The sequence below is a fragment of the Cupriavidus oxalaticus genome (assembly GCF_004768545.1).
Taxonomy (GTDB): domain Bacteria; phylum Pseudomonadota; class Gammaproteobacteria; order Burkholderiales; family Burkholderiaceae; genus Cupriavidus; species Cupriavidus oxalaticus_A.
In genome coordinates this window covers 1,650,194-1,674,115 of sequence record NZ_CP038635.1, presented here as the reverse complement: position 1 = coordinate 1,674,115, position 23,922 = coordinate 1,650,194, and the positions used below count along the sequence as shown (strand labels likewise).

The following is a 23,922-nucleotide window of genomic DNA, read 5'->3' as shown; positions in this document are numbered from 1 at the left end:
GGCAGTCCGTTCGGTTGTCATTGCCGCGTGGCGGCATCGAGCATGGCGTGCAGCAGCACGTTGCAGCCGGCCTCAAGGTGCTCGGGCCTCGCGTCTTCGATTTCGTTGTGGCTGATGCCGTCCTTGCACGGCACGAAGATCATCGCGGCCGGGGCGACGCGGGCCAGGTAGACTGCGTCATGGCCAGCGCCGCTGATCACCTCCATGGCGGAATGGCCGAGCCGCCGCGCGCCGCCTCGTACCGCCTCCACCAGTCGCGCATCGAACGGCTGCGGCGGAAAGTACACCACCTGCTGCAGATCGATGGCGATGCCGCTGCGCGCCGCCAATGCGGCAACCTCCCCGTGCAGCGCCGCGTCCATCGCGGATAGCACCGCGTCGTCGCCGGCGCGCAGGTCCACCGTCATCGTCACCTTGCCGGGGATGACGTTGCGCGAATCGGGATGCACGGCCAGGCAACCGACTGTGCCGCGGCCGTGCGGGGGATGGTCGAGCGCGATGCGGTTGACGATGGTCACCAGCTCCGACGCCGCCAGCAGCGCATCCTTGCGCAGCGCCATCGGCGTGGGACCCGCATGCGCTTCCATCCCGGTCAGCACTACGTCGTACCAGCGCTGTCCGAGCGCGCCGGTGACCACGCCGATGGTCGTGTCGTTTGCCTCCAGGACCGGCCCCTGCTCGATATGCGCTTCAAAGTACGCGCCGACCGGACGCGCACCGACCGGCTCCGGCCCGGCATAGCCGATGGCCTGCAGCGCCTGCCCGACGCAGATGCCATCGCGGTCGCGCTGCTGCAGCACGTCCGCCAGCGCAAACTCTCCGATGAACGCGCCCGAGCCCATCATCACCGGGACGAAGCGCGAGCCTTCCTCATTGGTCCAGACCGCGACCTCGAGCGGGGCATCGGTGACGATGCCGGCGTCAGCGAGCGTGCGCAGCACTTCGATGCCGGCGAACACACCGTAGTTGCCGTCGAACTTGCCGCCGGTCGGCTGGGTGTCGATATGGCTGCCGGTCATCACCGGTGGCAAGGCATCGTCGCGCCCGGCGCGCCGCGCAAAGATATTGCCGATGGCATCGACACGGATCGCGCATCCGGCCGCCTTGGCCTCGGCGACGAAGAAATCACGGCCCTGGCGGTCCAGGTCTGTCAGCGCCAGCCGGCATACGCCGCCCTTGGGCGTGGCGCCGATGGTGGCCAGGCGCATCAGGGTGTCCCACAGGCGCTCGCCGTCGATGCGCAGGTCGGCGCGCGCGCCGGCGGCCGCCGCTGCCGCGCGCGCAGCTTGCAAAGTCGTCATGTCATTCCTTGTATCGGTCGGCCGGCATTGCGGCCTGCATGATGCCGTTTCAGGCCGCCAGGCCGACGCCGAGATAGCGGTCCTTGACCGCCTCATCGGCGCGGAACGCATCATTGCTGCCGGTGTAGACCACCCTGCCCTGCTCGATGATCACGTGGCGGTCGGCCAGCTGCGTGCAGACCTCGAGGTTCTGCTCCACCAGCAGGATGGGCACGCCGGCCGCCTTGATGACCTTGAGCTGCGCCACGATCTCTTCCACGATCACCGGTGCCAGCCCTTCGACCGGCTCGTCGAGCATCAGCAGGCGCGGATGGTTCATCATGGCGCGCCCGATGGCGAGCATCTGCTGTTCGCCGCCGGACAGCTGCGCGCCGCCATTGCCGCGCCGCTCGCGCAGGCGCGGGAAGATGCGGTAGATATCCTGCAACTGCCACGGCGAACCGCTGCGCGCGGCCAGCTTGAGGTTTTCTTCCACCGTCAGCAGCTTGAAGATGCCGCGGTGCTCGGGCACCAGGCACAGGCCTTCGGCGGCAATCCGGTGCGGCGCCATGCCGGCAACGTCCCGGCCGCGGAAGATGACACGCCCGCCCCGGGGTTGGACGATGCCGGAGATGGCCTTGAGCGTGGTCGACTTGCCTGCGCCGTTACGCCCCAGCAGCGTCACCAGTTCGCCTTCGCCGACCGCCAGCGATACGCCTTGCAGCACATGGCTCTTGCCGTAGTAGCCATGTATCTCTTGTACGTCGAGCATCATCCCTTGCCTCCGGTAATCATGTTGCCGAGATAGGCGGCGCGCACGCGCGGGTCGCCGCGCACGACTGCGGGCGGCCCTTCCATCAGCACCTTGCCTTGCTGCATCACCGTGACGGTGTCTGAGATATCCATGACGATGTCCATGTTGTGTTCGATCAGCACGACTGTGTGGTCTGCGGCCAGCCCGCGGATCAGCCGTTTCATCGCGCCGAGATCGTCGACACCCATGCCCGACGTCGGCTCGTCCAGGAAGATCGCGCGCGGACGCGCGGCCAGCGCCATGCCGACCTCCAGGCGCCGCTGCTGGCCGTGTGACAGCACGCCCGCTGCGCTATCGGCGACGCGCGTCAGTTCCAGCCGTTCGAGCACCTGGTCGACGATCCCGCCGCAGGCAAGCTCACCAACCGGCAAACGCCATCCGCTCATGGCTTTGCGCGGCGACGTGCCCAACGCGGCGAGGCGCAGGTTCTCGCGCACCGGCAGGCTCGGGAACAGGCTGGTGACCTGGAACGAGCGCGCGATACCGCGCTGGACCCGCTGGTAGTCGGCTTCTGCCGTGACGTCCTTGCCGTCGAAGACGATCCGGCCCGCGCTGACTTCCTTCGTGCCGGTCAGCATGTGGAACAGCGTGGTCTTGCCGGCGCCGTTGGGGCCGATCACGGAATGGATCGTGCCCGGCATCACGCGCAGGTCGACCCCGCCCAGCGCCATGAACTTGCCATACTGCTTGACGATGCCGGTGGCTTCAAGGATGGGGGTGGTGGTAATGCTCATGCGCGTTCCTCCTGCGTGACGGGCGCGCGGCGTACGCCGCGCAGGCGATCCCATACCGTGGCACCCAGCCCCCACAGCCCGCGCTGCATGAACAGGCTGACAGCAATCAGCAGGAAACCGAGCAGCATCAGCCAGCGCGGCCACAGCGTGGACAGCCAGTCGGCCAGCAGCACATAGAAGGCGGCGCCCAGCACTGACGCGAAGATGTTGCCGGTGCCGCCGATCACGGTCATCACCAGGATCATTTCGCTGGCGTGGTAGTCGATATTGGTCAGCGGCGCGATGCCGGTGAGCATGGCGTGCAGCGCGCCGGCCAGCCCGGTGACCGCGCCGGAAACCATGAACGCCAGCAGCTTGAACGCCTTGACGTTGTAGCCGACAGCCAAGGCACGCTCTTCGTTGTCGCGGATCGCCAGCAGCGTGCGGCCCAGCACAGACTCGGTCACGCGCAGCACCGCAAGGAAGACCGCCAGGAACAGCACCGCGACGAAACCATAGAACTGCCACGGCGATGCCAGCGGCACCAGCGCATTACCGGCTATGGACAAGGGCGGTCGCGGGATGTCCAGCAGGCCGTTGTCGCCGCCGGTGATGCCGGGCGCCGTATAGGCCAGGAAGTAGAACATCTGCGCAAACGCCAGCGTCAGCATCACGAAGTAGGTGCCGCGTTGGCGGATCGCAAACCAGCCCACCAGCGCCGCCGCCGACGCGCCGATCGCGATCGCCAGCAGCAGCGCCAGCGGCATCGGCAGGCTTGCGCGGGTCAGCGCCAGCCCCACGGCATAGCTGCCCAGGCCGAAGAAGATCCCCTGACCGAACGACAGCAGGCCGGTGTAGCCGAGCAGCAGATTGCACGCCATGGCGGCCATCGCGTAAATCAGCACTTCAGTGGCAAGCGTGCCGGAGCGCATGGTCAGCGGCAGCAGCAGCGTGACGGCAAGTGCCAGCCACCAGAAGCGGTAGCGCAAGAACCCTTGTTTCTGCGTAGCCATCATCCCCTCCCCAGCAAGCCATGCGGACGCAGCAGCAGCACCGCGGCCATGGCGACATAGATCATCAGCCGCGCGCCTTCCGGCCACAGCGTGCTCATCAGGCTCTGCACCACGCCAACCAGCAAGCCGCCCACCAGCGCCCCGGTGAAGCTGCCCATGCCTCCTACCACGACCACGATGAAGGCCACGCCCAGCGCCTCGACGCCCATGAACGGCTCGGCGCCGCGGATCGGTGCGGCCAGCACGCCGGCGATCGCCGCAGTGGCGGCGCCGAGCGCGAACATCAGGCTGAACAGGCGGAACACGTTGATGCCGAGCAGCGACACCATCTCGGTGGATTCACTGCCCGCGCGCACCGCGCTGCCCAGGCGCGTGCCTTCCAGCAGCCACCACAGGCCGATGGCGAGCAGGCCGGTAAAGCCGATCACGAACAGGCGGTACTTGGGATAGACGAAGTCGCCCCACATCACCACGCCCTGCAGCGCATCCGGCGGCGGCACGTCGACGCCGAGCGGCCCCCAGCCGACGATGATGAGCTCCTGGATGGCCAGGGCCAGGCCAACCGTGACCAGGATGTGGAACTCGTGCGGCTGCGCATAGACGTGGCGCAGCATGAGCTTCTCGGTCAACCAGGCCAGCGCGCCGATGACGATCGGTGCGAGTACCAGCGCCACCCAGAAGTTCATCCCGATCTGCAGAGCCTGAAAGCAGAGGTAGGCACCCAGCGCATAGAAGGCGCCATGCGCGAAATTGACGAAGCGCAACAGGCCGAAAACGATCGACAGTCCTACCGCCAGCAGGAAGTAGAGCATGCCTATCCCGACGCCGTTGATCACCTGCAACAGATAGACGTTCATGAGTCGTACGGATGTAGGAAGCCGCCACGCCGCGCGGAACTGCGCGGCATGGTGCTTCGGTGTGCTTCAGTGTTTATCTGCCGGGGCGGCGGCCCCGCGCAATGTCAGGGCATCAGGCCATCTTGCACTGGGTCTGGTCGACCGGCAGGAAGGCCTTGCCGACGCTCACGACCTCCGCGTAATCGTCCTTGTCCTTCATGCGCGCCTTGGCCTTGCCCTTGAGCAGGTAGTAGTTCTTCAGGACCTGATGGTCAGCGGCGCGGATTTCCTCCGGCCCTGTCAGGCCCTCGTACTTCATGCCTTCGAGCGCAGCGACCACGGCCTTCGGGTCGGCGCTGCCGGCCTTGATCATGCCGTCCACCATGATCTTGGTGCAGATGTAGGAGCCTGCCAGGCTGTAGTTGGGATTGGCCTTGAACTTGTCGTGGGTGCGCTTGACGAGTTCGCGGTTCAGCGGCGTATCCACGCCGTGCCAGTACTGCGCTCCGAAATAAACGCCCTCGCACAGGTCGGCGCCAAGCGACTCGAACTGCTCCAGCCCCGAAGCCCATGCCAGCAGGATGGTGGTGTTCTTCTTCATGCCGAAGCTGACGGCCTGGCGTAGCGTATCGGCGGACTGCGAGCCAAAGTTCAGGATCAGCAGCACGTCTGGCTTGGCGGCCAGCGCATTGGTCAGGTAGCCGCTGAATTCCTTCTCGGTCAGGGCGTGGTAGCTGTTGCCCACGTGCTCGATGCCCTTCTCCTTGAAGATCGCCTTTGCTGCCGACAGCAGCCCGTCGCCAAACACATATTGCGGCGTGATGGTGTACCAGCGCTTGGCCTTGGGCATCGATTCGATCAGGGGCCGCACGGTGCGCTCGATCGCGCCGAAGGTCGGCACCGACCAGCGGAAGGTGGCGCGGTTGCAGTCCTTGCCGGTGATCTCGTCGGCCCCCGCGGTGGTAACGAACACGCCGCCAAATTTTTCCGCCTCCTTGCCCATGGCCAGCGATTCGGACGACAGGATGCCGCCCGCGAAATAGCGCGCCGCCTTCTGCTGCGCCAGTTCCTGCACCTTGCGCACCGCGGTGGCGGGCTTGCCTTCGGTATCGAGCACGCTGTAGCGCAGCGGCCTGCCCAGCACCTGGCCGTACTGGTCAAGGGCGAGCCGCATGCCCAGGTCGGCAAATTTTCCATTGGCGGCGAAGGCGCCCGACATGGGCACCGGGCAGCCGAATTCCAGGGCCTCGCCCGCGGCAAAGACGCTACGGGCATGGATCAGGGATGTGGGGACAGCAGACACAGCCGCCAGTTTTAGCAGGTCACGACGATTCAAGGCTCACTCCTCGGTATGTGGGGATTGGGCTGCACGGGGCGAAAGTCTGGACAACACCATGTGGCGCTGCACCGTCTCCCCGACATGCTGGTGACTTCGCCCGGCGCCGACATGGCCGAGCAAGAATCGAACCTGTTTATCCTATTTATACGTATAAATAGAATAGAATCATCTTAGGAGTCGGCCGGAACCGTTGTCAATAATGGAAAGGTCAGGGTTTACACACCCTCTGCGAAGGACACATGCGAACCCCCGTATTGCCTCATTGGCGGGACAAAAAAGGTGAGAGAGCGGTCTAGCCATGTTTGCCAACCGGGCAGCATGCACTGAGAGGGGGCAAGCCGGCTGCGCGCACATGGCGCTGCCCCGCTTGGCTAGAATGCAAACGCCCAAGCCTCGATGGCTTGGGCGCATGACAAGGAAAGAGCAATGGCGATGTTTCGGGAGGGCAAGACTGGCGCCATCGAGATCCGCAAGCAAAAGCGCGCGGACCTGGTGGCAGAAGAACTCAAGCGGCTGATTACCCAGCGCAACCTGCGCCCTGGCGACAAGCTGCCGCATGAGGTCAAGCTGCAGCAGATGTTCTCTGTCAGCAAGAGCACGATCCGCGAGGCGCTCAAGTCGCTGGAAGTGCAGGGCCTGATTCGGGTTAGCACCGGGCCGACGGGCGGGGGCACGATCGTGGAAGTCCCGCTGGACCGCACCTTCCAGCTCATGCAGAACTACCTGTTCTTCAAGGACGTCGGCATTGCCGACATCTATACCGTGCGCCGACTGCTGGAGCCGGAGCTTGCCGCCGGCGCGGTGCCACACCTCACAGAGGACGATTTCAAGGCGCTGGAACGCACCATCGACCTGTGCGACCCGGCATCGGCCGCGGCCGCGACTCCGCTGCTGGACCAGCGCCAGGAAGACCTGACCTTCCACGACATCCTTGCCGCGGCCAATCCCAACCCGATGCTGCGGTTTTCCTGCGAGTTGATCAACGAGATGATCCGTCAGTTGGTGGTGTTCGGCAACGACACCCCTGCCTGCGAGCATGAGAAATTCGGCGCTGCCAACGTCAAGTTCCACAAGCGCATTGTCGAGGCGGCACGCGAGCGCGACGCCGAGACGGTACGCACGTTAATGTCAGCCCATATGGAAGAGTGCACGCATTACGTCACGCGCATGAACGGACGGGTACATGGCCGCCTGGTGCTCGACTCCGAAATGCCCCGGCGCGGCCGGACGCTGCCGGCAGACCACGACGAGCTTGAATGAAGGGGGGAGCCGATAACCGCCGCAGCGCTACCCGCGTCCAGACTTTCACGGTTGAGGGCGGTACACCCAAGCGTATGCAAATACTAGCGACTAGCGAGCTGAGGTCTTTTTTGCGGCGCGCGTACGAGCAGCCTTTCGGGCCGCTTCGGAGCGGCCGGCAGCACCCTTCGTGCTGGCAGCCTTCCTGGCTGCAGCCGAGCGCTCGGCCGCCGTGCGCTTGCTTGCCGCGCCCTTGGCCTGCGCGGACAGCGCCTTAGGAGAAGCGCCGGCTGTGCTCTCGCGCTTGAGTGCCTTGAGCGCAGCCTGGGAGCGCTTGGCAGTGCTTTCTGAACTCGCACGTCGCGGTGCAGCCTTAGCGGCGGCGGACTTCGTTTCGGCCTTGGTGGCGCCCTTCTTCGGCGGAACATCGACTCCAGCGCGGCGCGCCTCCGACAAGCCGATCGCTATGGCTTGCTTGGCCGAGCGCACGCCGTGCTTACCTTTTCGCACAGCTTCGCTTCATCTCAACCAAGCCCGGGAATACCGGGCATAACTGCCGCGTTCATGTCGGATTTCGCTGACAGGCCGCGGGCGCATGACGGACAAAGGCCGTCTCAAAGCACGTACAAGCGGCCTGGCAAAAAGCCGACAGCATTTTCGGCACTGTGATGATTTCGGCATCGGCGGCCGACAACAATACTTCAGGCATAAGACAGGCATAAGCGGGACACAGGAGTGCTGGCGCCCGGCCAGAAACCGGCGCCCCAAATTAGGAGCGAGCAGCGCCACGAATCAACAAGGGGAAAGCGATGAGCGACGACCACCACATCGGACATGCACAGCGCCTTGCAGCAATCGCCGCGGACATTCCTCTTGGCGCGCATCTGAAAACGGACCGGCGGGGCTATATTCACCATGGTATTTATGCCGGCAACGGCGAAGTCCTGCACTATGCCGGCTTCAAAGGCTTCCTGCGTTGCGGCCCGGTCGAAAGGACTTCTCTCGCCGACTTTGCCGACGGCTACGGCTTCCGCCTCGCGCGGGCCGCGCAAGCCAGATACCCCGGATCAGAGATCGTACGGCGCGCAAGGGCGCGGCTAGGAGAAGACGATTACCGCCTTCTTACCAATAACTGCGAGCACTTTTGTACGTGGTGCCTGACTGGGGAAAGCCGCAGCGAGCAGGTGGAGTCGCTGCTGAGTCACCCATGGCGGGCGCTCCTGGCTATTGTCGAATGGACGGGAGCAGGCATTGCTGCTCGCCTCGCGCTACCGGTGCATAGCCCGTCAATGCAGCAACTCGGGCAGCAACTCGGGCAGCAACGCGACGACCCGCATGCTGGCGTTCAGTCCCTTGACCAGGCCCGAACAGATTATTGTGGTTTTTGAAACCGATCATTGTTCGGGTAAGGGTTTACCGCTCCAAGGGAAATCCCTAATATCGCACCCATTGAATGCCGCGGTGCAACAAGCACTGAACCAAACGGAATGGCATTCACCAGTTTGAAGAAAGAGGTGAGCCATGCATACCAATCTCCGTGCCCTACTCGCTGTCGCCGCGCTCGCTGCCACGTTCGCGGCGGCCCCCGTGTTTGCTAAGAGTGGTAAATTCGATACTTACACTGACGGCGCGCGGGCTGGAAAGTACGATGTTTATACTGACGGCGCAAAAAGCGGCAAATTCGACACTTATACGGACGGCGCCAGGTACTACATCGCGTCCGACCGCGCCCCGCTCTAAGGGCTGTTTCCCGATCGGGGACACCTCCCCAAATCCGGTCCCGCTCCAATCCCCACACTTCTCCAGAGTGTGGGGATTTTGCTTTTGGGGAACCGGGACTTTCAGACCGCCGACACGGAGCGTCCAGGGACAGAGTTTATTTTCCTGGGCGGCATATGAAGGTCGCCCACGGGCAGCGTCGGACGTCGTCAAAGGTGCCGGTCGGGGCCCTCGGCCATCCGAATCCGTCCGATCCGGCATAATCCCGGGCGAACCATGGCGATACGGGATTGAATTAGGTAATGCAAATGAAGCCGGACATCTCTCGCGAAGAGAGCTCACAAAGCACGGACAGGGGCGACGACTGCCCCTTGCGCTGGTTTGACGCGGATCGGGGCGCATTCGAATCGCTCGAGCGATGGATCGCCGAGCATCCGGCGGATTTCTTTGCGGGCGAGCGCTTTGATCCGGTTGGCGCGTGCGCCACACGCGAGGCGGTGTTCGCGTCGGTTGAGCTGCCCGAAACTCCGGCATCGCCGCAAGCGCATGCCGATCATCTGCTCAACGACGTGTTTCGGCACGTGATGCCCGTGGCATCGCCAACGTTCGTCGGACACATGACGTCATCGCTGCCGTCATTCATGCCTTCGCTGGCCAAGGTGGTGGCAGCGCTAAACCAGAACGTCGTGAAGCTCGAGACGTCGGGCGCGCTGACAGGGCTCGAGCGCCAGGTCATCGGCATGCTGCACAAGCTGGTGTTTGCCCAGGACAGCGCGTTCTATGCGAGATGGCTGCACGACGCCGACCACGCGCTCGGCGCGATCTGTTCCGGCGGCACGGTCGCCAACCTCACCGCGCTATGGGCGAGCCGCAACAACTTGCTGGGCGCGCGTGATGGCTTCGCCGGCATCCATGGCGCCGGACTGATGGCTGCGCTACGCCATTACGGCCATGACGGGCTTGCCATCGTTGTCTCGGAGCGCGGGCACTACTCGTTGGGCAAGGCAGCCGATGTCCTTGGCATCGGGCGCAACAATCTCGTACCGGTCGGGGTCGATGCAGACGGTCGCATGCGCATCGACCTGCTCCGCCACACCATGCGTGACCTGCAGCAGCGCAACATCCGGCCGATGGCAATCGTCGGCATAGCGGGGACGACGGAGACAGGCGCGGTCGATCCGCTCGACGCGATTGCAGATGTTGCTCAGGAGGCCGGCTGTCATTTCCACGTGGATGCGGCATGGGGCGGCGCAACCCTGCTGTCGGAGCGCGAGCGCTGGCGCTTCGCGGGCATCGAGCGTGCCGATTCCGTCGTCATCGATGCGCACAAGCAGTTCTACGTGCCGATGGGTGCGGGCATGGTGCTGTTTCGCAGCCCGGCGTGGACGCAGGAAATCATCCAGCAAGCGAATTACATCGTGCGCAAGGGCTCGGTGGACCTGGGGCGCCATACGCTCGAAGGATCGCGCGGCGCGGCGGCGGTCATGCTCTATGCGAACCTGCATCTGCTCGGTCGCAAAGGGTTGGCGCAGCTGATCGATCGTAGCATCGATAACGCCCGCTACTTTGCATCCCTGATTGCGCAGCAGCCGGATTTCGAGCTCGACAGCCACCCGCAGCTTTGCATCCTGACCTATCGCCATGTGCCCGAGACCGTGCGTGCCGCGCTGGCAACGGCTTCGGCCGACCGGCGCGAGAAGATCCTGGACGCGCTGGATGCGCTGACCATCAGCATCCAGGAAATGCAGCGCGATGCCGGCCGCTCGTTCGTATCGCGCACACAGTTGACGTCGACACAGTGGGGTGGCCGCCCGATTGCCGTGTTCCGCGTGGTACTGGCCAACCCGGATACGACGCATGCCATCCTGCAGGACATCCTCGACGAACAGCGCGCGCTGGCGGCGGCCAGCCCGTGCATGGCGCCACTGATGGCGCTGGTGGGCGCGCCGGACACCGCGTGAGGCATTTGCAGCTGGCACTGCGAGTCAATGGGTGACCGACACCACTTGCCCGGAAAAGTCTTCCAGAATGCACTTCTGGTAAACCTGTGCAACCACCGCTGCCCGAACGCCCTTGGCGGGGTCGCGTCCCATCGCTTCGAGCGTCTCCCACACCCATCCGGGGCTGACGACATTCACGCGAATTTTGCCTTGCAGTTCGAGCGCTGCAGTCCGCCCGAACGCCTCGACGCCGGCGTTCACGGTGCTCACGGCGGCACCACCGAGCATTGGATGCTGCGCGAGGGTGCCACTGGTGAGCGTGACCGACCCGCCCTGGGAGATGTAGGGAACCCCATACCGCACAAGGTTGACCTGCCCCATCAGCTTATTGGCGAGGCTGAATGCAAAATCATCGTCAGTCAGGGCGTCCAGTGGGGCGAATTTCGCGGTGCCCCCTACGCAGACCACGGCGTCAACCGTGCCCAGTTGTCTGTACATCGCCAGAATCGACTGCTTGTCGGAGATGTCCACGGAGAGCGCCGAAGACCCACGACTGGCCCCTATCACGTCATGCTCGTCCGACAATAAGGCCGTAATTTCTTTCCCGAGGAGCCCTGTGGCTCCAATGACCAGTATGCGCATACGTCCCCCTGATAGCAGATGACGGGCGGTAGTGAATGGCCCTCAGTACCTAACCCGTTTTGCCGTAGAAGGCCCGCGCCTCGTCAGCCTTTGCCCAAGATCGCCATTGCCTTGTTCGCATCGTCGAGCGAGTCCACTGACACGTACGCGACAAACTGTACCCCGATGACGGAGGCAGAGAATCCGCGTAGATTGATTCCGCCTTCCGCAAGCTTGCGGGTCAGTTCCGCCACGATGCCGGGCCGGTCCCCGCCCATGATACGCACCGAGTGCAGGCTGTGCGTGACATTGAAGCCGACCTGGGCAGCTGCACGGATTTCCCTGTCATTCTGCAGCGGTGTCACGAACACGACACCCTTGCCGGGATCCTCCGGCGTGCGGCGCGCAATCGCGAATTGCAGGTCCGCGCCGGCATCGCGCAGGGCCTCCAGTACCTCCGCGAGGCCGCCGGGCCGGTCCGGTATGCTTGCCGCCCAAACGTCCACGCGTTCCACAAGAAGATCGTTGGTCATTGCTGATTCTCCAATGCCCCCAATACGAATCTAGCGTATCGCGGCCGGCAGGCAAGCTCTGGGCTCGGCGGACAGCGGCGGCCGATTCCCTGGCAACTCCCCGTGCCCGGACTTAATATGGACTAGTCGTTATTTCAGGCGGCTATCGCAGGATAGTGGCACCTGCCTGGATGGATGTCATGGAAAGTGAAGGGGAATCGTCATGCCTGAAGACAAAGCGCCACATCATGCTACACAGCAGGAATCGGCCGATGTGTCCGAGGCGGAAATCGCGGTCCATTGGCCCGAGGAAGACTATGTCCCGCCGCCCGCGCAGTTCATTGCGCAGGCCAATCTGACCGATCCGCGCATTTTCGAACGCTTCTCCCTCGATCGCTTCCCCGAGTGCTTCAAGGAGTTCGCAGACCTGCTGGACTGGTACAAGTATTGGGAAACGACGCTGGATACCAGCAACCCGCCTTTCTGGCGCTGGTTCGTCGGCGGCAGGATCAACGCCTGCCACAACTGCGTGGACCGCCACCTTGCTGCGTATGGGAACAAGACCGCGATTCATTTCGTGCCCGAGCCGGAGCATGAGTCGGTGCATCACCTCACCTACCAGGAGCTCTTTGTTCGCGTCAACGAGCTGGCCGCCCTGCTGCGCGATTTCTGCGGCCTGAAGGCTGGCGACCGCGTCACGCTGCATATGCCCATGGTGGCCGAACTGCCCATCACCATGCTTGCATGCGCGCGCATCGGCGTGATTCATTCACAGGTATTCAGCGGCTTCAGCGGCAAGGCCTGCGCCGAGCGCATCGCGGACTCCGAGAGCCGGCTGCTAATCACCATGGACGCCTATTACCGCGGCGGTGAATTGCTCGATCACAAGGAAAAGGCCGACATCGCCGTGGCAGAGGCCGCCAGCGCCGGTCAGCAGGTCGAGAAGGTCCTGATCTGGCAGCGCTACCCGGGCAAGTATTCCAGCGCCGCCATGCTGGTGGAGGGCCGCGATCTCATTCTCAATGACATGCTCGCCGGTTTCCGCGGCAGGCGTGTCGAGCCCGAGCCGATGCCGGCCGAGGCACCGCTGTTCCTGATGTACACGAGCGGCACCACGGGCCGGCCCAAGGGCTGCCAGCATTCCACCGGCGGCTATCTGTCCTATGTGGCGTGGACCTCGAAGTACATCCAGGATATCCACCCCGAGGACGTCTACTGGTGCATGGCCGATATTGGCTGGATCACCGGGCATTCCTACATCGTCTATGGCCCGCTCGCGCTCGCCGCCTCGTCTGTCGTCTACGAGGGCGTGCCGACCTGGCCCGACGCCGGCCGACCCTGGCGTATTGCGGAAGGCCTTGGCGTCAATATCTTCCACACCTCGCCCACCGCAATCCGCGCGCTGCGGCGCAACGGGCCGGACGAGCCGGCGAAATACAACTACCACTTCAAGCACATGACCACGGTGGGCGAGCCGATCGAGCCCGAAGTCTGGAAGTGGTACCACCGCGAAGTCGGCAAGGGCGAAGCGGTCATCGTGGACACCTGGTGGCAAACCGAGAATGGCGGTTTCCTCTGCAGCACGCTGCCGGGCATCCACCCGATGAAGCCCGGCAGCACGGGCCCGGCGATCCCGGGCATCCATCCGGTGATCTTTGACGAGGAAGGCAAGGAGGTCCCGGCCGGCTCGGGTAAGGCGGGCAATATCTGCATCCGCAATCCCTGGCCGGGCATATTCCAGACCGTCTGGAAGGATCCGGACCGCTACGTGCGCCAGTACTATGCGCGCTACTGCAAGAATCCCGACAGCAAGGACTGGCGCGACTGGCCGTATATGGCGGGCGATGGGGCAATGCAGGCGGCGGACGGCTACTTTCGAATCCTTGGCCGCATCGACGACGTGATCAACGTCTCCGGCCATCGCCTCGGCACCAAGGAGATCGAATCGGCCGCGCTGCTCGTGCCCGAGGTCGCCGAGGCGGCGGTGGTGCCGGTGGCCGACGAGGTCAAGGGCAAGGTGCCTGATCTCTATGTGTCGCTCAAGCCGGGACTGTCGCCTTCCGCCAAGATCGCGAACAAAGTCTCGGCCTCGGTGGTGTCCCAGATCGGCGCCATTGCGCGTCCGCATCGGGTCGTGATTGTTCCCGACATGCCCAAGACACGCTCGGGCAAGATCATGCGCCGCGTGCTGGCAGCGATCTCCAACCGGCAGGAACCTGGCGACGTGTCCACGCTTGCCAATCCGGAGGTCGTCGACAAGATCAGGGAGCAGGCAACATAGGACGGCTGCGGCGGACAATGTCCGGCGGCACTGTCCGGTTGCCGGCTCGAATGCTGCTGCCGCCAGGCAAGGCGATGGAAACCATCAATTCGCCGTGATGCTCGCGCGCTGTGCGGTGGCGCGCATCAGCGGCAGCTCCTTGCTGATCATGGCGCTGACCTGCTCCGGGCCCGCGTAGTTCGGCTCCAGCCCGTTGGCCAGCAGCTTTTGCTGGACCTCAGGGTCTTTCATCGCCTGCGCGACCGCTTTTTCCAGCCGGGCCTTGACGTCGGCCGGCAAGCCGCGCGGCGCCGCGATGGCTACCCACGAGTCGGCATCGAAGCCGGGATAACCGGCTTCCGCGACGGTGGGCACGTCAGGCAGCAGCGTGGCGCGGCGGGCGCCCATGACCGCGATCGGCTTGATCTTGCCGCTGCGGATATGGGGCAACGACGCGGCGACCGTATCGACCGAGAACGGAATCTGCCCGCCGATCAGGTCGGCCACGGCCGGCGCACTGCCCTTGTACGGGATGTGCTGCAGCTTCATGCCGGTGGCGCCCAGCAGCATCTCGCCGGCGAAATGCCCGGTGGTGCCGGTACCGAAGGACCCATAGACGTACTTGCCCGGCGCAGCGTTGACCGCCGCAACCATCTGCGGCAGCGTATCCACCGGTACCGCCTTGTTCGCCAGCACAATCAGCGGTACGCGCGCCACCAGCCCGACGGGCTCGAAGCTTTTCACGGGGTCATACGGCAGGCTCGCGTTGATGGCCGGATTGACAGTGAATGTCGAGCCCGAGCTGACCAGCAGTGTGTAGCCATCGGCCGCGGCCTTGGCCACGTAGCCGGCCCCGACGATGGTGCCGGCACCGGCGCGGTTCTCGATGACCACCGGCTGGCCCAGCGCATCGCCAAGGCTCTTGCCGACGAGCCGGCCGATCATGTCGACCGCCCCGCCGGCCGGGAACGGCACCACGAGCGTGACGGGCCGGACCGGATACGCCGATGCAGCGTGGGCCCCGACGGCGGCAACCGCCAGCGCTGGCAGCGCCAGCGCCCGGGCTGCCACGAAGGCTCTGCGCAGGGACGAATGTAGAGTGGGATTCATCGCAGCACCTCCGTGCGTCGGTCAGCCGTTGCGGAACAGGAAGCTGTAGGCATTCAGGGCCGGTGCGCCGCCGAGATGGGCATACAGCACGCGCGAGCCTTCGGGGAATTCGCCGCGCCGGACCATGTCGATCATGCCGTGCATCGATTTCCCCTCGTAGACCGGGTCGGTCATCATGCCTTCGTGCCTGGCGCTCAGGCGGATGGCTTCGAGCGTGCCTTCGGACGGCAGGCCATACTCGGGGCCGCCATAGCGCTCGTCGAGCACCACGTCGGCGTCGGCGATGTCGCGGTCCAGTTCCACCAGCCCCGCCGTGTGCCTGGCGATGCGCAGGATCTGCGCGCGGGTCTGGGCGGGCTTGGCGGAGGCATCGATGCCGATCACGCGATCAGCCCGGCCGTCGGCGGCAAAGCCCACCACCATGCCCGCCTGCGTGCTGCCCGTTACCGAACACACGACGATGTAGTCGAACTTGAAGCCCAGTTCGGCCTCCTGTGCGCGCACTTCCTCGGCAAAGCCGACGAAGCCCAGGCCCCCCAGCGGATGCTCCGAGCAGCCGGCGGGGATCGGATATGGCTTGCCACCCTCCTTGCGCACGCTCTCCATGGCCTCTTCCCAGCTCTTGCGGATGCCGATGTCAAAGCCGTCGGCCACCAGGCGCACGTCGGCCCCCATCATCCGGGACATCTGGATATTGCCGACCCGGTCATAGACCGCGTCAGAGTAATTGACCCAGTTTTCCTGGACGAGCACGCACTTGAGTCCCAGGTGCGCGGCCACGGCGGCCACCTGGCGCGTCTGGTTCGACTGGATGCCGCCGATCGAGACCAGCGTGTCGCAGCCCTGCGCCAGCGCGTCCGGGATCAGGTATTCGAGCTTGCGGGTCTTGTTGCCGCCAAAGGCCAGGCCGCTGTTGCAGTCCTCACGCTTGGCGTACAGCTCGACCTTGCCGCCAAGGTGGGCAGAGAGGCGCTTGAGCGGCTGGATGGGCGTGGGGCCGAAGGTCAGGGGGTAACGGGCAAAGCGCTTGAGATTCATGGTGGCAGCTCCAGGGTTAGGGTGTGGTTCCGTCATCGGTGCGGCTTGCAGCAAGGCCAACGATGCGGCGACGGACTCTATCCTAGAAAAAAAGCCACGAAACGTGCTTGCAAAGAAGCGCGCTTTTGAACACCATTAGTAAGTCATCACCATTCATTCAGTCGGAAAATTCTCCCATAATCAAAATGAAAGAAACAAAATTTCGCACCAAATCCGCGCGGGCCGCACCCTCCCAGGCGCCATCGCAGACGCTGCCACCCGCACCCCACGTGGACTCGCTCGACCGCGCCGACAAGGCGATCCTGAGAGCCCTGCAGCAGGACGCATCGATCTCCAACGTGGCCTTGGCCGCAAAGGTCAACCTAAGCCCGCCCGCCTGCCTGCGGCGCGTGGAGCGGCTCAAGGAAATGGGGCTGATCCGCGGCATCGTGGCGCTGCTCAACCCCTCTGCGCTGGATGCGGGAATGCTCGTGATGATCGGCGTGGTGCTGGATCGCTCCACGCCCGAGTCCTTCGCGCAGTTCGAGTCTGCCGCGCAAAAAGTATCCGGTTGCATGGAATGCCACGTCGTGACCGGCGAATTCGATTACTTCATGCTGGTGCGCACAAGAGACAGTGAGAGCTTCAACCGCCTCCACGCGGAACAATTGCTCTACCTGCCAGGTGTCAGGCAGATCCGCTCGTTCATGGTGCTCAAGCAGGTGCTATCGACGACGCAGTTTCCTATCTGATGGACTTGCCACAGACGGATGGCAAGAAGCAGGACGCGCTGCAGCCGGGCAAACAAAGGACCGGTCCCCGCTATCCAGCCGCCTCGCCGATGACGCGCCGGTGGGATAAAGCTGCAGCAGGTCTCATCCTTCCAGCTCTATAATTTTCGCTTCCAGGCTGCAACTTCCATCCAATGCCTTTCCGTCATCCTCAAGCGAGAAAGCCCACCCATGGCGCGGGCATATGAGCTTGCCATCTTCCGTAATAGTGGCGCAAGACAGATCTGCTCCTTGATGAGGGCAATATCGATTGATCTCATAACGCATTCCACTGCCCCGGGAAATCGTTATTCTTTCCTTCGGAATGGCGAGTGTTTGGAGTATGGAATCGCGAAGATTCGAGACATCCGAAAGCAGGAATATGTTTATGATGTTGTCGAACCTGTCAGGAGCGCGATATAGCTTTGCCCTCAGCGAGAGGTGAATGTTCTGCCATCGGTCGCGACCGCACATCAGGGCAAAGTATTTCCTGTCCGCGGTAATTCGCCAGAATGCCGGCATGGAACCAGGCGGATCAATAATGGATTTCTCTGACAAATCAATACATATGGAGTCATCCTCGCCATCACCCCAGGCCAGTACCAGAAGAGACTCGCATTGGAATTCCAGGTCCCAGATCTGATCCAGCCTGTTATTCATTTCATCTATCAGTCTTTCCTTTGAAAAATCAATAGCAAGACCTTCCCAGCGATCTGGAATATTCTCTTTGTAATCAAGAATATCGCGTTCCCCGGGTGGGGCGATGGGCTCCCGTGCGGTGAGTTCATTTATCTCATCCCCTGGCCTTGGGTACAGGATGTTTTCAATATTGGCGCCCAATAAATATTGATGAAGCTCTGGTTGGTGAATGAAAATGTTGCCGACCCCGCATGATAGGGACAGGGGCAGAAAAGGAAATATTGCAGGCCCCGCAGCCGGGATGAAAAATCTCGGCTTAAGCCTTTGCATCGCGCCAACCACATTGTCGAGCTTTTTGATCGCTTTTTCCTTGCTGAGCTCCGCTCGTTCGCTTTCACTGTAATTCTCATAGCAGACCGGATGCCAGGTCGCACCGGAAAACTGAACCGAATAGTAGGTTATCGGCCGGGGTAGCTGATCAAGCCGATCAAATATCTTGCAATCGTTCTGGTTGAAAAAACTGAAAGCAGGCGTTTCAATCAGAAGCGCGCTGTCATGATTCACCCCAATGTCCGACACAAAGCAGGTCAGCGTCAACCATGCGCTCATCAAGCTTGGCTGACCATCGCGAAGTTCGATATATTGGAATCCCAGTTTGTCGATCTCGCTCCTCAGGGCATCATCGCGAAATCGTGGAATAACAAATACCGCATCCCGGCCGATCTTGCTGAGAGTGTCCACATCAAAATGATCCTGATGCTCATGGGAGATATATATCCAGCCCTTCTTCCTTTGGCTTGTCTCTATGAATTCCGCTTGGAGATGATGATTTTTCGGATACTGGAACCAGCTGCCATGGAATGCCCCGTTCTTGGTGAGCCAGGGGTCTATCGCAAGATATTCCGTTGACGACTCGACCAGAAAGCCGTTATGACCCAGGAATTTCAGGGAGACCGCTTGCTGCATATCCGTGCCGGTAGTGTTCGCCATGGTCACTTCTCCTCACATCCTATATCCACGCCTTGGAGGGGTGCCGAAGGTCTCCGTGAAGAGCCCCAGCCCGACCGCGATCGCCTTTGCCTCGAAGCAGGCGCGATCGCCAACATTGTGCAGACCGGTCCCGAAGCCGTTGTCCGACAAAAGGGCTCAGGTGTGTGCGAGCACCGCCAGATACCGGGCCCGTTCCTTTGCAGTGCCGAGCGAGGAGTCGTGCCACAGCATCGTGAGGCAGCCGTTCAGGTTGAGCACATTATCGAGATCACCGGGAGGCGTTACAACGGCACTGGGTGCGATGGCGCACGGTGTCTCATTCCAGGCTCACCAATTGATGTTACCGAGCGGCTACATTAGCCGTACGATCAGGCGCAAGGGGCTGCGACCAAGCTTCATAATCTTGCTCTGCCTTATCGGCATGACTTTTTGCCTGCCCGAAGCGGCTGGTCCCGCAATCGGTCTGACTCAAATCGAACAAATACAAGGCGGCAACGTGAGTGCACCATTCGATTAACCGTGGGCACGCAAGTCCGTTTCCCCAGCCGATGAATGCAATGCCGCGCCGGCATTTCTGCGGGGCATCCGCGATACCGTCCGTCCGACGGCTGATCGCCATCGGCATGATGTTGCGCCGGCCATGGATCCGCTAGTCTGGTTGGGCCAGCCGTACAGCGACAACGGCCATTCACCGGTGACTGAGACATATGGACATCAATCAGCAGAAGTACAGAGAGCTCTGCGAGATCGAACGCTCAATCCCGTTTTCCAGCCAGGCCTGGTGGCTGGACGCGACGGTCGGGCCTGAACGGTGGAGCGCGACCCTGGTGGAACGGGCAGGGAAGGTGATCGCGGCAATGCCCTATGTCAGAAAAACAAGATACGGTTTTGTCATTCTTACCCAGCCTCCCGCTGGCCATGGCTTGGGTCCCTGGCTGGCGTGCAAGGACGCGAAACCGACAAAATTGCTCAGCCAGCAGAAGGAGCTGATGACCGAGTTGATTGAACAATTGCCGAGGTTCGATCATTTCGCGCAGGCGTGGCATTACACCGATACCAACTGGCTGCCTTTTTTCTGGAAAGGCTACCGGCAGACCACGCGATACACCTACGTTCTCCCGGACCTTAGCGACGAGACGTCGCTTTGGAACGCCATGCAGCCCACCGTGAAACAGGACATCCGGAAAGCGACTGGCCGCTTCAATCTTCACGTGCGCCACACCGATAGTATTGATGAATTCCTGCCCTTGAACCGCAATGTCGGCACCGACCCAAGATGGCGACGAGGCTATTCCGATGACGTCGCGAGGCGAATCGATGCCGCGTGCAAGGAGCGTGGGCAGCGCAAGATATTCATCGTCGAGGACGAGGAGGGACGGGCTCACTATAGCGCCTATCTCGTGTGGGATGAGCAGAGCGCCTATGGCCTGATGGGTGGCGCAAACCGGGACCTGCCACCCAATACCGGAGCCGGCAGCTACTGCATATGGGAAACCATCAAATTCGCCTCGACGGTAACCAGGATCTATGACTTTTCAGGTTCCATGCTGGAATCGGTGGAACGCTTCTTCCGGGGATTCGGTGCTGTTCAGAGACCCTATTTCCGGATTACGAAGACACCATCCAGGGCGCTTTCCCTGTATCAGCTCATGCGGTCCCGATAGCGGGGGCCAGCGGGGAGATCGGGTGAACTACGACAACGGCACCGATCGTTGTGCCATGCGCTGAACGTCGGTCGCTTCGCGGCACTGCCGGAGCTCGGCTCAGAACTCATGCCGCATCCCGAGCCCCAACAGTGCAAGCACATAGCTTTGACGACGCGCCATCAGCGCGCCGGTTCCAGCGCGGCCTTCACTCCATTTTGAGCCCCACCGTCCTGGTCATGGCCTGGTAGGTCGGGGCCGGCAGGAATGGCATGCCGCTACTGGACGTGTGCCGGGAGATGGATATCCCGGTCGCTGAAATCATGGTGACCGCGCGCGTCGAGGAGAGCTGTGGGGGGCGCAGACGGGATTTCGCATGTCGTGCTAGTCAAGTCGCTGGCGCTGCTCCTGGCTGAAATAGGCAAGCCGGTATAGCCGCCATGGTGCCTGCACACTGTCGCGGCAATAGCCATAGCGGAAGATGTCTTCCACCGCGGGCAGGTCATAGCGCAGGTCGGTGAACCAGACGCAGGCGGCCGTTTCGCCTGGCTCGGGCGGCGGCAGGTCCGTTGCCGGCATCGCAGTGATGGCGGAAAGGGCCGGATAGACAGCGAATCGCCTGAAATCGGCAAAGTCCGGCCGCACCCAGAGTTGCCATGCGAGCGCCTGCCCGGACCGCGCCAGCGGAAGCTGCAGCAGCTGCGGCCGCAGCGTCCATTCCATGTGCGCGGGCGGCACATAGGCCCTGGCCATGGCGGGCAGGCGCCCCAGCACCGGCCATGGCGGCAGCCAGGCAGGATGCCCGGCCAGGTTGACGTGGGCGACATGGTAGTCCGTCCCCGCGCGGGCGATCAGTTTCCAGTTGAACGGAGAAAACGGCTGTGGCAGCGCGTCCACACCCTGCGCCTGGATGCCGGCAGCATGCAAGGATTCGTTGCCCAGTTCCAGCGCGCGTTGCCTGAGCACGCCCTGGGCGCCGACATAGGCGCACAGCAGCACCATGCCCGCCAGGGCTGCCCGCGCACGCAGCGGCGGTGCCAGGCACAGTGCCAGGCCCAGGGCGGATACAACGATGCCGCTCAGCAGCGGATCGACCAGGAAGGTGGTGCCGAGGCTGAAGCGCCGTTCGGAGCCGGGATAGAAGATGCGGGTGCCATAAACGGTGATCAGGTCCAGCGCGATGTGGCTGGCCACGCCGAGGCAACTGACGGCAAGCGCTTCGCGCCAGGCCTGGTGCCGGCGCGTCACCAGGCAGAACAGTCCGGCCAGCAATGCGCCCCAGGCCGGAAGCAGCAGCAGCGAATGCGTCGGCCCCTGGTGCCACTGGGCCAGGAAACGCAGCGGATGGACCAGGAAGCCCAGGAAATCGATATCCGGAAAGGCTCCGGCGGCAGCGCCAAGCAGCAGTCGTTCGCGCGTGCCGAGGCGCCGGCCGGGAGCCTCGTCCATGGGGACGGCCAGCGCAACCTGCGCGCCCATCAAGGCGTGGGTGATCGTGTCCATCCGGGCCGCGCTCCGGTGTCGCCAGGACGGCGCCACGCCAGGCGCTCGGCGCAGCGCAGTTGCCGATCGAGCCAGGCCCGCGTGCGGCCTGCATCCGGTGAATGGTCGCGCAGCCAGCAGCCGAAGGTGGAAAGGAAGATGCCGGTCAGCACGACCTCGCCCGCTTCGCGGCGCCAGCCGGATTCCGGCAGGCGGGCAGCTTCGCGCAGCCACTGCACGGTGCGGCTGATATGCAGCAGGCCCTGCACCTGCAGGTGTACGTGCTCCGGCTGCAGCTTGTAGCGCAGCATCTGGGCAGTGAGTTGCCGGTGCGGGGCCAGCGCCTCCAGCCAGGCGAGGATGGCCTGCTCCAGCCGCTCGCGATGGGACAGGGCGCCCCAGCCTTCACGCGCGGACACGCGCACCAGCGCCAGGTCAGCGCGCTCGAACCAGGCTTCGGCCAGGTCGTCCTTCTGCCGGTAATGCCGGTGGATCTCTTCCAGGCCGATGCCCATGTCGTCGGCGACATCATGCAGATGCAGGGCGTCCCAGCCGCGGCGCTCGCCGAGCATCAGGGCGACCTCCAGGATCCGGCCGGCCAGGGCTGCATTGTCGTTCATGGCGTTCATGGCTTTGCCATCCCCGGGAATGCGTCTGCACGCTGCTTTCCAGCATAGAAAGGCAGCGCGCAGGCTGGCGCCGATTTCTGACCCATGTGCGCGCTGCTGCTACCGCATCCTATGCGGCGTGATGCGCCGCGGTTAGCATATTGGCAACGTGCATCGCCCGGATGCCGTGCCCAGGTGCCCTTCCATGACCGATTCCCAAGCAGCCGTATGGGTACGCCGGACTCTCCTGGTGTGCCTGCTCGGCGGGCTGCTCGCCCTGTCCTTTGTCGTGGTACGGCCGTTCCTTGTGCCACTTGCCTGGGCCGCAATCCTCTCCTATATCACCTGGCCGCTCAACGCGCGGCTGCGCCGCGTGCTGCGCCAGCGGCGAACCTGGGCTGCGCTGATCTCCACGCTGATACTTTCCGCGTTGTTGGGCGTGCCGCTCATCGGGCTCACTATCCTCCTGCGTGCCGAGATGGTCGCGGCCTACCGCGAGGCGGCTGAGATCCTGAACGCGGGTGCGGCACTGCCGGATTCGCTCGCACGCCTGCCCTGGGTTGGCGAATGGCTGCAGGAATGGGTATCAGTGCTGTTAGGTGACCGCGCAGCCCTGCGTGCCCAGGTCACGCCGCTGATCGAACGATGGGGCGGCGCCCTTGCAAGGCTGGCCGGCGGCGTGGGACTCAACGCAGGGCTCATTGGCGTGACGCTGCTTACGGCATTCTTTTTCTTCCGCGACGGCGAGAAATTGCTTGCGCAGTTGCGCCTGGTCCTGCAAGGGGTGCTCGGGCCGCGCGCGCACGGGTATGTCATCGCAGTGGGCGACACCGCGCGGGCCGTGGTGTTCGGCCTCTTCCTCGCCGCAGTCGCGCAAGGGTCGTTCGCCGGAATCGGCTACTGGGCGGCTGGCGTCGAAGCGCCGGTGTTCTGGGGCATTGCCACGGCCATCCTTGCGCTGATTCCCTTTGGTGCGCTTGCGGTCTGGGTCCCCATCGGCGCATGGCTGCTCATCACCGGCCACACCGTGGCGGGGATCGGGCTCCTGCTGTGGGGCGCTACCGCCGTGAGCTGGGTCGATAACGTCGTTCGTCCGCTCGTCATCAGTGGAGCCACCAAGATTCCGTTCCTGCTGGTGATGTTCGGCGTTGTGGGCGGACTCGCCGCATTTGGCCTGATCGGCCTGTTCGTCGGGCCGGTGATCCTCGCGGTGCTGCTTGCCGTATGGCGCGAATGGCTGGAAAGCCAGGCGGAGCAACGGGTGGGGCCACCGCCGGCACCTCCGGCGTAACCGGGGCGACACCTGTCGTGCATCACCTAAGTTTGAACGCGGCGAATTGAAATCAGCCCCGGCGGGTTGCACCGGGGCTGTCAGGC

Annotated in this window: 21 protein-coding genes and 1 pseudogene; 8 read left to right on the top strand and 14 right to left on the bottom strand. The window is 63.4% G+C overall.

Annotation, left to right across the window (positions count from 1 at the left end; all coding sequences use genetic code 11):
• Positions 1-17: 17 nt before the first annotated feature.
• The 6 genes from E0W60_RS18560 to E0W60_RS18535 form a co-directional block, all read right to left on the bottom strand.
• Positions 18-1,301, bottom strand: a complete 1,284-nt coding sequence (locus E0W60_RS18560; RefSeq protein WP_135705188.1) for a Zn-dependent hydrolase — start codon at positions 1,299-1,301, stop codon at positions 18-20.
• A 49-nt stretch (positions 1,302-1,350) separates the two neighbouring features.
• Positions 1,351-2,055: an ABC transporter ATP-binding protein gene (locus E0W60_RS18555; RefSeq protein WP_135705187.1), complete on the bottom strand. Its 705-nt coding sequence runs from the start codon at positions 2,053-2,055 to the stop codon at positions 1,351-1,353.
• Entirely contained in the window at positions 2,052-2,828 is a 777-nt protein-coding gene (locus tag E0W60_RS18550) for an ABC transporter ATP-binding protein (RefSeq protein WP_133098270.1), read from the bottom strand. Before E0W60_RS18550 ends, E0W60_RS18555 begins: the two co-directional genes overlap by 4 nt.
• Entirely contained in the window at positions 2,825-3,820 is a 996-nt protein-coding gene (locus E0W60_RS18545; RefSeq protein WP_133098294.1) for a branched-chain amino acid ABC transporter permease, read from the bottom strand. The genes E0W60_RS18550 and E0W60_RS18545 overlap by 4 nt, the downstream gene beginning before the upstream one ends.
• Positions 3,820-4,677 carry a branched-chain amino acid ABC transporter permease gene (locus tag E0W60_RS18540; RefSeq protein WP_135705186.1) on the bottom strand — a complete coding sequence of 286 codons (858 nt, stop codon included), beginning with the start codon at positions 4,675-4,677 and terminating at the stop codon, positions 3,820-3,822. The genes E0W60_RS18545 and E0W60_RS18540 overlap by 1 nt, the downstream gene beginning before the upstream one ends.
• A gap of 112 nt (positions 4,678-4,789) precedes the next feature.
• Positions 4,790-5,992, bottom strand: a complete 1,203-nt coding sequence (locus E0W60_RS18535; RefSeq protein ID WP_133098268.1) for an ABC transporter substrate-binding protein — start codon at positions 5,990-5,992, stop codon at positions 4,790-4,792.
• 429 nt (positions 5,993-6,421) lie between these two features.
• Here E0W60_RS18535 and E0W60_RS18530 point away from each other — a divergent pair, with 429 nt between their 5' ends.
• On the top strand, positions 6,422-7,255 hold the full coding sequence (locus E0W60_RS18530; RefSeq protein WP_133098267.1) for a FadR/GntR family transcriptional regulator: 834 nt from the start codon (positions 6,422-6,424) through the stop codon (positions 7,253-7,255).
• Between the two features lie 90 nt (positions 7,256-7,345).
• Here the strand turns inward: E0W60_RS18530 and E0W60_RS18525 are convergent.
• Positions 7,346-7,750 (bottom strand): annotated as a pseudogene (locus E0W60_RS18525) (DUF6496 domain-containing protein); the annotation flags it as partial.
• 293 nt (positions 7,751-8,043) lie between these two features.
• On the opposite strand from E0W60_RS18525, the gene E0W60_RS18520 reads away from it, so the two are divergent.
• From E0W60_RS18520 to panP, 3 genes are all read left to right on the top strand, one after another.
• Complete coding sequence (locus E0W60_RS18520) at positions 8,044-8,622, top strand: lecithin retinol acyltransferase family protein (RefSeq protein ID WP_135705185.1); 579 nt, start codon at positions 8,044-8,046, stop codon at positions 8,620-8,622.
• Positions 8,623-8,755: 133 nt separating this feature from the next.
• A complete protein-coding gene (locus E0W60_RS18515) occupies positions 8,756-8,974 on the top strand; it encodes a hypothetical protein (protein ID WP_133098266.1) in 219 nt (72 codons plus the stop codon).
• A 281-nt stretch (positions 8,975-9,255) separates the two neighbouring features.
• Entirely contained in the window at positions 9,256-10,914 is a 1,659-nt protein-coding gene (panP, locus tag E0W60_RS18510) for a pyridoxal-dependent aspartate 1-decarboxylase PanP (RefSeq protein WP_346769560.1), read from the top strand.
• Between the two features lie 24 nt (positions 10,915-10,938).
• Here the strand turns inward: panP and E0W60_RS18505 are convergent, their stop codons facing one another.
• Both E0W60_RS18505 and E0W60_RS18500 read right to left on the bottom strand, forming a co-directional pair.
• Positions 10,939-11,535 (bottom strand): short chain dehydrogenase, encoded by a 597-nt coding sequence (locus E0W60_RS18505; protein ID WP_135705183.1) that lies wholly within the window; start codon positions 11,533-11,535, stop codon positions 10,939-10,941.
• 83 nt (positions 11,536-11,618) lie between these two features.
• Complete coding sequence (locus tag E0W60_RS18500; RefSeq protein ID WP_133098263.1) at positions 11,619-12,047, bottom strand: ACT domain-containing protein; 429 nt, start codon at positions 12,045-12,047, stop codon at positions 11,619-11,621.
• Between the two features lie 202 nt (positions 12,048-12,249).
• Between E0W60_RS18500 and acs the strand changes: the two genes are divergently transcribed.
• A complete protein-coding gene (acs, locus tag E0W60_RS18495; protein WP_135705182.1) occupies positions 12,250-14,307 on the top strand; it encodes an acetate--CoA ligase in 2,058 nt (685 codons plus the stop codon).
• 84 nt (positions 14,308-14,391) lie between these two features.
• Here acs and E0W60_RS18490 read toward each other — a convergent pair whose 3' ends face one another.
• Complete coding sequence (locus E0W60_RS18490; protein ID WP_135705181.1) at positions 14,392-15,396, bottom strand: Bug family tripartite tricarboxylate transporter substrate binding protein; 1,005 nt, start codon at positions 15,394-15,396, stop codon at positions 14,392-14,394.
• A gap of 21 nt (positions 15,397-15,417) precedes the next feature.
• Positions 15,418-16,434: a 1-aminocyclopropane-1-carboxylate deaminase gene (locus E0W60_RS18485; protein ID WP_135705180.1), complete on the bottom strand. Its 1,017-nt coding sequence runs from the start codon at positions 16,432-16,434 to the stop codon at positions 15,418-15,420.
• Positions 16,435-16,619: 185 nt separating this feature from the next.
• On the opposite strand from E0W60_RS18485, the gene E0W60_RS18480 reads away from it, so the two are divergent.
• Positions 16,620-17,165 (top strand): Lrp/AsnC family transcriptional regulator, encoded by a 546-nt coding sequence (locus tag E0W60_RS18480; RefSeq protein ID WP_240745993.1) that lies wholly within the window; start codon positions 16,620-16,622, stop codon positions 17,163-17,165.
• Positions 17,166-17,288: 123 nt separating this feature from the next.
• On the opposite strand, the gene E0W60_RS18475 is transcribed toward E0W60_RS18480, so the two are convergent.
• Positions 17,289-18,812 carry a Rieske 2Fe-2S domain-containing protein gene (locus E0W60_RS18475; protein WP_135705179.1) on the bottom strand — a complete coding sequence of 508 codons (1,524 nt, stop codon included), beginning with the start codon at positions 18,810-18,812 and terminating at the stop codon, positions 17,289-17,291.
• 707 nt (positions 18,813-19,519) lie between these two features.
• Between E0W60_RS18475 and E0W60_RS18470 the strand changes: the two genes are divergently transcribed.
• A complete protein-coding gene (locus E0W60_RS18470) occupies positions 19,520-20,476 on the top strand; it encodes a methicillin resistance protein (RefSeq protein ID WP_133098258.1) in 957 nt (318 codons plus the stop codon).
• A gap of 363 nt (positions 20,477-20,839) precedes the next feature.
• Here the strand turns inward: E0W60_RS18470 and E0W60_RS18465 are convergent, their stop codons facing one another.
• Entirely contained in the window at positions 20,840-21,958 is a 1,119-nt protein-coding gene (locus E0W60_RS18465; protein ID WP_135705178.1) for a metal-dependent hydrolase, read from the bottom strand.
• Positions 21,934-22,566, bottom strand: a complete 633-nt coding sequence (locus tag E0W60_RS18460; RefSeq protein ID WP_240745964.1) for a TetR family transcriptional regulator — start codon at positions 22,564-22,566, stop codon at positions 21,934-21,936. Before E0W60_RS18460 ends, E0W60_RS18465 begins: the two co-directional genes overlap by 25 nt.
• A gap of 184 nt (positions 22,567-22,750) precedes the next feature.
• Here E0W60_RS18460 and E0W60_RS18455 point away from each other — a divergent pair, with 184 nt between their 5' ends.
• Positions 22,751-23,836, top strand: a complete 1,086-nt coding sequence (locus E0W60_RS18455) for an AI-2E family transporter (protein WP_135705177.1) — start codon at positions 22,751-22,753, stop codon at positions 23,834-23,836.
• The last annotated feature ends 86 nt before the right edge of the window (positions 23,837-23,922 follow it).

Coding starts and splice junctions, on each gene's coding strand:
- E0W60_RS18500 (WP_133098263.1), bottom strand. CDS start 12,047: ATGACCAACGATCTTCTTGTGGAACGCGTGGACGTTTGGGCGGCAAGC.
- E0W60_RS18545 (WP_133098294.1), bottom strand. CDS start 3,820: ATGGCTACGCAGAAACAAGGGTTCTTGCGCTACCGCTTCTGGTGGCTG.
- E0W60_RS18490 (WP_135705181.1), bottom strand. CDS start 15,396: ATGAATCCCACTCTACATTCGTCCCTGCGCAGAGCCTTCGTGGCAGCC.
- E0W60_RS18540 (WP_135705186.1), bottom strand. CDS start 4,677: ATGAACGTCTATCTGTTGCAGGTGATCAACGGCGTCGGGATAGGCATG.
- E0W60_RS18555 (WP_135705187.1), bottom strand. CDS start 2,055: ATGATGCTCGACGTACAAGAGATACATGGCTACTACGGCAAGAGCCAT.
- panP (WP_346769560.1), top strand. CDS start 9,256: ATGCAAATGAAGCCGGACATCTCTCGCGAAGAGAGCTCACAAAGCACG.
- E0W60_RS18480 (WP_240745993.1), top strand. CDS start 16,620: ATGAAAGAAACAAAATTTCGCACCAAATCCGCGCGGGCCGCACCCTCC.
- E0W60_RS18550 (WP_133098270.1), bottom strand. CDS start 2,828: ATGAGCATTACCACCACCCCCATCCTTGAAGCCACCGGCATCGTCAAG.
- E0W60_RS18520 (WP_135705185.1), top strand. CDS start 8,044: ATGAGCGACGACCACCACATCGGACATGCACAGCGCCTTGCAGCAATC.
- E0W60_RS18475 (WP_135705179.1), bottom strand. CDS start 18,812: ATGGCGAACACTACCGGCACGGATATGCAGCAAGCGGTCTCCCTGAAA.
- E0W60_RS18505 (WP_135705183.1), bottom strand. CDS start 11,535: ATGCGCATACTGGTCATTGGAGCCACAGGGCTCCTCGGGAAAGAAATT.
- E0W60_RS18515 (WP_133098266.1), top strand. CDS start 8,756: ATGCATACCAATCTCCGTGCCCTACTCGCTGTCGCCGCGCTCGCTGCC.
- acs (WP_135705182.1), top strand. CDS start 12,250: ATGCCTGAAGACAAAGCGCCACATCATGCTACACAGCAGGAATCGGCC.
- E0W60_RS18560 (WP_135705188.1), bottom strand. CDS start 1,301: ATGACGACTTTGCAAGCTGCGCGCGCGGCAGCGGCGGCCGCCGGCGCG.
- E0W60_RS18460 (WP_240745964.1), bottom strand. CDS start 22,566: ATGAACGCCATGAACGACAATGCAGCCCTGGCCGGCCGGATCCTGGAG.
- E0W60_RS18485 (WP_135705180.1), bottom strand. CDS start 16,434: ATGAATCTCAAGCGCTTTGCCCGTTACCCCCTGACCTTCGGCCCCACG.
- E0W60_RS18465 (WP_135705178.1), bottom strand. CDS start 21,958: ATGGACACGATCACCCACGCCTTGATGGGCGCGCAGGTTGCGCTGGCC.
- E0W60_RS18455 (WP_135705177.1), top strand. CDS start 22,751: ATGACCGATTCCCAAGCAGCCGTATGGGTACGCCGGACTCTCCTGGTG.
- E0W60_RS18530 (WP_133098267.1), top strand. CDS start 6,422: ATGGCGATGTTTCGGGAGGGCAAGACTGGCGCCATCGAGATCCGCAAG.
- E0W60_RS18470 (WP_133098258.1), top strand. CDS start 19,520: ATGGACATCAATCAGCAGAAGTACAGAGAGCTCTGCGAGATCGAACGC.